The following is a 7,774-nucleotide window of genomic DNA, read 5'->3' as shown; positions in this document are numbered from 1 at the left end:
GCCCGACGGGCGATCGAGCGCGACGAGGACGCGGTCGCCGGCTGGGTGAAGGAGACCTGGCCTCGGGTAAAAGGACCGCGGCGTCGCTCGGCGGCCGGAGCGTCTTCGAGGACGAAGCCGGTTTCTCGATGACGCCCCCCGCCTCCCGGACCTGGGCAAGGCGCGGGCACACGCTCGTGATCCGAGTGAGGGGACGTTCCCGGCGCCGGTTCTCGATTGCCGCCCTGGCCTGCTGCAAGCAGGGCGAACGCTCACGCCTGGTCCTCCGGCCCAAGCGGCACGTCGACCACAAGCGCGGCGGCCGGCGCAGCTTCACCCGGACCGACCACCGCGACCTGCCGACCGCCTCCCACCAGCAACTCGGCGCCCCCTTCATTTTCGTCCGGGACGACCTCACCGTGCACCTGGACGCCCGGCTGCGGGCCCTCATCGGCGCCCACGACTGGATCACCGCCTACCAGCTACCGCCTTACGCACCCGACCTGAACCCGGCCGAAGGCATCCGGGCGCTGCTCCGACGCGCGGGCCGGAACAACACCGCCTTCACCGACCCCGACCACCTGAGGCACACCCTGCGCCGCCCCCTCCGCGCACTCCGGTACCGCAGCGAAACCATCGACGGATGCCTCGCCCCGACCGGACTCACCCTGACGACATCACGCCGACAATCTCACTAGACACCTTGATCGACGACGCTGCTTGAACTCATCAATAAACGCTGTCCATGGAGATGAATGAAGCCAGGTCCAGACCGTCCGTGTCCGCGAGGGGTTTTCGATGCGGGCGAGTGTGGTGCGGGACTCGGCGACCGGCTCGGTCACGTCGTTGACGAACCCGCCGCCCTTGCCGGCCCCCTTCGATGTGGCGGGGGCAACGACGGCCCGTTGGACCTCTTCGGTCAGGTCGGTGTAGTCCACGACCGCGCCGGAGGTCTTCACGAACCCGGTCGGGGATACCCGGGTGCGGTTCGGGCGGGTGATCATCTGGAACAGGGCGTGGGCCTTCAGAGGCTCCTCCGGGGAGAGGACGCCCTCGTTGTGGAGATCGCATCCGGTCATCGACTTCGCGCGGTAATCCCCGCGACGCTCCGTCGCCTCACCTCTACGATCACTCAAAGCGGCAGATCGGTAGGGGTGGGACGAGCGTGGACGACGACATCCAAAGCGGCGGGACAGCAGCGGTCCGCCTGATCCGGGGGATGCCCCTCGCGGAGGTTTTGGACATTGCTGATCCTCGGGCTTGGACCGCGTTCGATGTGGGCGTCCGTCAGGTTCTCCGCTACGGGCATGCGCTGTTGCCGGACGAGGACCGGACCGCGGCGCTGCGTTCCGGCACAGCCGCTGACGCTGCACCGCGCACGGAGGCGTCTTCACGGAACTCGGCAACCGGCCGTTTCCGCAGCTGGATCACCGCCCGCTTCCGCCGCCCGGCCGGGGGCGCGGAACCGGCCGCCGAACCCGGGCACCTTTCGCACGGCCGACTTCAGGCAGACGAAATCCGGGACGAGAGCACGGGGCAGGATGTGCAGGCCTGGCTCGCTCTTGCGCTGTGTCATCCGGACGGGCGGGTACGCGAGGCCGCTTTGGACGAGGCCGCGGAGCATCCCGTGTTTCTTTCCCTGCTGGCCATACGCGCCGGCGACTGGGCCACGCCCGTGCGGGAGCGGGCCCGCAGGCTCTTGGGCGAGAGGCTCGACGTGGAGACCGCGGTCGTCCTCGCGCCGCTGATCCTGCGCGTCGGCCGGCGTGAGCGGGGCGCCTTCGGGCTCGAACTACTCGACAGCACGCTCCGCCGGGCGCCGCGCGAGCGGCTGCTGCCCTTGCACACCCACACCGACCGCACCGTACGTCGGTTCGTCTTCCGGCTGACCATCGAGGAAGGACTCCTCTCTCCCGGCGAACTGGCCCGCCGCGCCGCCTCGGACGACGACGCGGTCGTCCAAGGCCTGTGCGCCGATGCCGCCCTGGCCGCCATGGCGGACGGCGAAGACTGGGACGAGGTGCTGGAGCCGCTCCTGGACGCGCGTAATCCCCGGGCGCGGTCGGCCGGGGTCACCGCGCTGCGTCGGGCGCAACGACCCGAACAGGCGATGGAGTTCCTCACCGACCGGTCCGCGCTGGTGCGGGCCTGCGCGCGGTACGTCGTACGCCAGCACGGGATGGATCCGCTGCTCCGGTACCGGGAGCGATGCACGGACCCGGCCGACCCGACGATGCCACCCGGTGCGGTGATCGGACTGGCGGAGTGCGGAAAGCGCGTGGACGCGGAGCTGCTGTGGCCACTGCTCACCCATCCGGCACCGCCCGTGCGGGCACGGGCGGTGGCCGGACTGCGCACACTGGACGCGACCGACGTCGCACGGCTGCTGCCGCTGCTCGACGACCCGGCACCCGGCGTCGTACAGGAGACGACCACCTCGCTGCTCCCGTCCGCCGGGACACTGCCCGAAAAGCTGCTGACAGCACGCCTCGGCGCCGAGCAGCCCCGGCCAGTCCGAGTCGCCGCATTCCGGCTGCTCGACGCGCGCGGCGGGATTGTTGGCCTGCGGGCCGCGGTCGCCCTGCTGGATGATCCGGACGACAGGTTGCGCGCGTGGGCCGGGCAGTCGGTGCAGCACTGGCATCCGGGAGCGGACACCCCGCACGGGGACGCGGAAGTGGGCGAACTGCTGAACCGGACCCGCCACCTCTTCAGCGACTACGTTCTTCAGCGGCGCAAGTGGGAGGTCGGGCTGTCCAGCTGACGAGATGCGGGGCACTCTGAGGCCCAGGACGCCTGGTACCGGCCCGGGTGCCAGCGGTTGGAGTGCAGGAACGCGGGTTGCAGCACATGGTGACGGAACCGGCCATCCCTGCGGGGGCGTTCCGTAGCCGACGGGCGCGCGTTGCACAGCTGGTGGCTGTGGCGGGGTGCGGCTGAGCAATGATCCGCGCAGCGCTGTGGCCTGCTGTGTGGGGTCCGTGGTCGGGGTCGTGATAGCGGTGGTGGGGGTCTGCGCAATGTCTGACCGGCTGCGTGGACGAGATCTAGTCCAGCGGTCGGCATACATCGCTGCGGCGGCGGGCGTCCTGGAGGGACGCCAGCGCGGTCTTGGTCACCGTCAGCCCGTGCCCGACTTTCAACCGCACCGCGGTCCGGCCCACAGCGAGCAATCGAGTTGACCACAAGCTCAACGCGGTGCCATCGCTGTGAGTGACGCGCGGTCGCCCGGTTCGGGTGGGCTTGGCGAGTTCCACCTGGATCAGCAGAAAGGCCGGAACTCTTTGAAGGTGGGTGTCGGGCGGGGGTCGGGTAGCCGGTAGGCACCGGTCCGGGGCTTGCCGTTGGCCGGGTCGGTGGTCCCGTCGGTCAGGGCGTCCGGTATCGGACGCCATCCCAGGTTGGTTTCGAAGTACGCCACGGCTGCGCCGACCGATGGCCACCAGAGGTCGTCGAGCAGCACGATGCCGCCGGGCCGGACGATCTCGCCCAGGAAGTGGAGGTCGACGAACACGTTGTGGAAGTGGTGGCTGCCGTCGACGAACGCGGCGTCCGCGACGAAACCCGCGTCGGCCAGCCGGGCGAGGAAGTGCTGCGACGGTTCGGTCACCAGCTCGGCGATGCCGTCCAGGCCGGCGCCGCACAGCAGCTCCCACCCGACACCGTCGTATGCCGTGTACTGGAACGGATCGATCACCACATGCCGCGGGTTTCGTGAACCGGTGCGCAGCAGGGCCTCGCCGATCGCCAGCGCCGAGCCGGCATAGGCGAGCCCGATCTCGACGACCGTGCCGACTCGCTCTTCCACCAGGAGGTCACGTACCTGATCGCAGTCGCGCTCCGGCAGCGTGACGGTGACGAAGTCCGGGACGCCCTCGGGACTGCGGGGCGGCCCGTGTTCGATGAGCCCGCGGCGTACGGCGGCCACTTGATCCGGCCACTGGCCTGCGGCTCCGTCCGGTTGCGGAATCGAGTTCACCAGGCGCACTCCTTCTGGCCGAGGACATAGAACGTGGCCCATTGTGACACGCAGAGTAGCCACCCGAAGCGCTGGGTCACAACCGATACGGTCCGGGGCTCGCTCGCGTATCCACCGGCGGGGGAGACCGGCAGCATCACAGATCAGACCGGGGACGGGGTGTGCCGCCAGTCAGGGGCGTCCACACATTCTGGGCGGGACCGTGCTGTTCGAGGTGATCGGTCAGGACGGCAGGGATGGGCGAAGACGAGCGGGCGGGCACGGGACCTCCTCGTGATCAGCTGGCTTCGACACCGATGTGATCACTGGTGCCGTGCCTGTTCTGCTGCGGCGTCAACTTCCGCCGCACAGTGACGATGGGCCGGGCGTTCTGACGTTGGCCGTTCACCCCCTATGAGGTCTTGCTCCGCGCTCACCGGCGCAGGCCTGGCGGCCGTCCGGATGGGCGGACGGGGCGACGTCACGCAGGGGGGCCGAGCGGTGGGTGGTCGAGCACGCGGGGCTTGTACTCGACCAGCTGGATGCGGCCGTCGAAGGTGCGGTGCTCGATCATCTCGAGGGCAACGTCCGGATAGCCGTCGTAGATGCGTTCTTCGCCCGTGGCCCCGGTGATCACCGGGAACATCACGACCCGGAAGCGGTCGACGAGTCCGGCTCGTAGCAGGGAGCGGCACAGGCCGAGGCTGCCGATCGTGCTGAGGAGCCCCGTGCCACTCGACTTCATGGCGCGGACCGCCTCGACGGCGTCGTCGCGGACGAGCGTGGAGTTGGCCCACGTCAGTGGCTCCTCGAGTGAGGAGGAGAACACCACCTTGGACGCTTGCGTGAGCTCGTCGACGGACGCCTCTTCTTCGGGCCTGAACTCCTCTTGGCCATTCGGGACCTCGCCTGCGGCGAAGCCCGACATCAGGCGGTAGGTGTTCGCTCCCATCAGGTAGGTGGCCTCGGGCTGCTTGCCGAGCCATGCGAGGTACTCCGGGCCCTCCAGGCCCCAGAACCCGGGCCATCCCTCTCCCGATGCGTGGCCGTCGAGCGAGGTGATGAAGTCGACGAGAAGCTCCGACATGGCGGTGTCCTTTCCCGGGGTGTCACGAGCTTGGACCGGCCGGGAGCCGCAAACTCATCGGCCGCGCAGTGGAGTGACGAGGAAACCCATGACACTGCAGCCGATCAGGTCGGTGGAGCGGCACTGCTTCGGAGGGCCTGGAGTCCTACATGATTGCACTACGCGCATAGTCGGGTAATGATCTCCATGCCACTGGGAACGACGGTTTGTGTTCTGTTGAAGTCCCAGCTCAGCCCCGCCCGCGAACGGCCCTGACGATCCAAGCGATTCCGGAACTTGAAGCCGCCCTGCCATCCTCGAGGAACTGAGACAGGCCAGCGGCTACCGGCGCGATATCGCCACGCAACCGGTCCTCCAGCGCGGCGGCAGCGAACGCAGCCGGCAACGCGCCGACACCGAAGCCCCCACCCTCCACGAGTACGGCCCGGACCAGAACGACGCGGTTCCAGCATCACAGGCCGCGCAGCCCTCACCCTGACCTCCTGCTCAGCCGCGCCCGGTCGGCGCCTGGCCCACCTGTTGTGCCGCTGATGGAGACATTTGCATCTGGCTCTGGCCACGACCTCGTGGGTGATCTTGGTGTTGAGGCAGGCTCCCGTCGGATCAGTCTCACCTCTCTACCGCGCTGTTGAAGTGGCACGTTGTCTGTCCGGCCGTCGGCCCGATGCTTCCCCCGTCGCAGTGTGTGGTGTAGGCGGCTTGACGCGTTGTGGTTCCGGAGCGGCAGCGCGGATGAGCGCCGAATTACCGACAAGGCGCTCGCCTTCGGCAGGATGGGCGCATGACAGAGATCCACACACCCCGTCTCCTCCTCCGTAGCTGGCACGACGACGACCTCGCGCCGATGGCGGACATCAACGCGGACCCAAGGGTCATGCGCTGGATCGACGACGGCTCGGTGCGCGACCTGAACCACACGGCCGAGGCCATCGAGCGATGGGAGGAGGAGTGGGACGAGGAGGGCTTCGGACTCTTCGCTGTCGAGCTGCTGGCCTCGGGCGAACTGATCGGCTTCGCAGGGTTGTCCGTGCCCGAGTTCCTGCCGGAGGTAATGCCCGCCGTGGCGATCGGCTGGCGGCTCGGCTCACAGTTCTGGGGCCAGGGATACGCGTCCGAAGCCGCGCACGCCACGCTGGAGTTCGCACTCCAGGACCGCGGCCTGGACCGCGTCATCAGCATCAACCGGGTGGGAGACAACGCCTCCGAGAACGTCATCCGAAAACTCGGCATGGTGCCCGAGCGGGAAACGGCACACCCGGTGTACGGCTACCCACTGCGCGTTCACGCCATCGATCTCACCGAGTTCCGGGCGTGAAACAGCCGAGCCGTTGATCACCACAGGACAGCCGACCACTGTCCCTACGGCTCCGAGCACATTGGCCACTGCAGCACGGACACCGAAGGAGGGATGGTGTCTTCCTGTCGCTGACCTCCGCTTTCACGGAACTGCGGACAGAGTCCCAGCACGGCTCTGACAAGATTCCCGTGAAGCTGGTGTGTGACTCCGTGTGCCGGTGGCTTTCCGTCCCCCGTAACGGCATTGTCGGCGAGTGCGACGACCTGGTACGGATTGTGTCTCCGCACCTGGATGCGGTGCGGGTGGAGCGAGTGTGGGTGGCGGCAGGAGTGATCGTCACGGTGTGGACCTTGGCTGCCTCTATCGCTGCTGGCCTCACGCGCACTCCCTCCCGGCGATGACACCACTCCTGCGAGGTGAGCGATTACGCCGTAATCGCTCACCTCGCAGGAGTGGTGTTCTCTTCCAGCTGTCACGAGTTGCGCTCGGGCCGGGTCTGTACGGTGAACGGTGTAAGACGTCGTCTCATTTGGGTTCGTAACCTTGAGGCATGACGATCGTGGAGCGGCTGGTCCCGGACGGGTTGTGGGAGTTGTTTCAGCGCCCGCTCCGACACGGCCGCAAGGCGGTGGGCGGCGTCGTTATGGTGACCGTGAGGTGCTCGCGGCGATCGTCTTCGTGGCCACCTCCGGCTGCACCTGGCGGCAGTTGCCGCCGGTCTTCGGTCCGTCGGGGCCGACCGCGCACCGGCGTTTCACCGAGTGGAGTGCCGCCCGGGTCTGGGCGAAGCTGCACCGCCTGGTCCTGGACGAGCTGGGTTCGCGCGGGGAGCTGGACTGGTCGCGGTGCGCGATCGACTCGGTGAACATGCGGGCCCTGAAAGGGGGGAGCTGACGGGTCCGAATCCTGTCGACCGGGGCAAGAAGGGCTCGAAGATCCATTTGGTCACTGAGCGGAGCGGTCTGCCCCTTTCCGTCGGGATCTCCGGCGCGAACCTCCACGACAGCCAGGCCCTCAAGCCCCTCGTCCGCGGCATCCCGCCGATCCGCTCCCGGCGTGGCCCGCGCAGGCGGCGGCCCGCCAAACTCCACGGCGACAAAGGCTACGACTACGACGACCTGCGGCGATGGCTGCGCAAGCGCGGCATCCGGCACCGCATCGCCCGCAGGGGCATCGAGTCGTCCACTCGACTCGGTCGGCACCGCTGGACCATCGAACGGACAATGTCCTGGCTGGCCGGCTGCCGCCGCCTGCACCGCCGCTACGAACGCAAGGCCGAACACTTCCTCGCCTTCACCGCCATCGCCTGCAGCCTCATCTGCTACCGCAGACTCGCCAAATGAGACGCCGGCTAACCGCCATCTGGCCACCGGGCAGGCCCGCGCCGGGCGCCAGGCCGAGGAGAAGCGGACCGTGAGCGAGATCCGCGCCATCCACGCCGCGCGCGATGGCG

At 68.5% G+C, this 7,774-nt stretch carries 5 protein-coding genes and 2 pseudogenes; 4 read left to right on the top strand and 3 right to left on the bottom strand.

From position 1 onward, the window contains the following. Positions 1-677 (top strand): annotated as a pseudogene (locus ADK41_RS37155) (transposase); the annotation flags it as partial. On the opposite strand, the gene ADK41_RS37150 reads toward ADK41_RS37155, so the two are convergent. After that, complete coding sequence (locus ADK41_RS37150) at positions 657-1,058, bottom strand: hypothetical protein (RefSeq protein ID WP_030837243.1); 402 nt, start codon at positions 1,056-1,058, stop codon at positions 657-659. The pseudogene ADK41_RS37155 and the gene ADK41_RS37150 sit on opposite strands and share 21 nt — an antisense overlap. A gap of 98 nt (positions 1,059-1,156) precedes the next feature. On the opposite strand from ADK41_RS37150, the gene ADK41_RS37145 reads away from it, so the two are divergent. Beyond that, positions 1,157-2,743, top strand: a complete 1,587-nt coding sequence (locus tag ADK41_RS37145) for a HEAT repeat domain-containing protein (RefSeq protein ID WP_420706791.1) — start codon at positions 1,157-1,159, stop codon at positions 2,741-2,743. A 498-nt stretch (positions 2,744-3,241) separates the two neighbouring features. Here the strand turns inward: ADK41_RS37145 and ADK41_RS37140 are convergent, their stop codons facing one another. Beyond that, positions 3,242-3,958: a class I SAM-dependent methyltransferase gene (locus ADK41_RS37140; RefSeq protein WP_234319206.1), complete on the bottom strand. Its 717-nt coding sequence runs from the start codon at positions 3,956-3,958 to the stop codon at positions 3,242-3,244. A 460-nt stretch (positions 3,959-4,418) separates the two neighbouring features. Beyond that, positions 4,419-5,024 (bottom strand): dihydrofolate reductase family protein, encoded by a 606-nt coding sequence (locus ADK41_RS37135; protein WP_030837234.1) that lies wholly within the window; start codon positions 5,022-5,024, stop codon positions 4,419-4,421. A gap of 781 nt (positions 5,025-5,805) precedes the next feature. On the opposite strand from ADK41_RS37135, the gene ADK41_RS37130 reads away from it, so the two are divergent. Further along, the gene (locus ADK41_RS37130) at positions 5,806-6,339 is read left to right on the top strand and encodes a GNAT family N-acetyltransferase (RefSeq protein ID WP_030837230.1); all 534 of its coding nucleotides are present in this window, start codon (positions 5,806-5,808) and stop codon (positions 6,337-6,339) included. 532 nt (positions 6,340-6,871) lie between these two features. Next, positions 6,872-7,664: pseudogene (locus ADK41_RS37120) on the top strand (IS5 family transposase). Positions 7,665-7,774: the final 110 nt, after the last annotated feature.

This window comes from Streptomyces caelestis (assembly GCF_001279005.1).
GTDB lineage: Bacteria > Actinomycetota > Actinomycetes > Streptomycetales > Streptomycetaceae > Streptomyces > Streptomyces heliomycini.
The sequence above is the reverse complement of the archived record's forward strand: the minus strand, read 5'-3'. Positions and strand labels throughout refer to the sequence as shown.

Excerpts from the sequence above, each read along its gene's own strand:
- ADK41_RS37135 (WP_030837234.1), bottom strand. The coding sequence starts at position 5,024 with ATGTCGGAGCTTCTCGTCGACTTCATCACCTCGCTCGACGGCCACGCA.
- ADK41_RS37130 (WP_030837230.1), top strand. The coding sequence starts at position 5,806 with ATGACAGAGATCCACACACCCCGTCTCCTCCTCCGTAGCTGGCACGAC.
- ADK41_RS37150 (WP_030837243.1), bottom strand. The coding sequence starts at position 1,058 with ATGACCGGATGCGATCTCCACAACGAGGGCGTCCTCTCCCCGGAGGAG.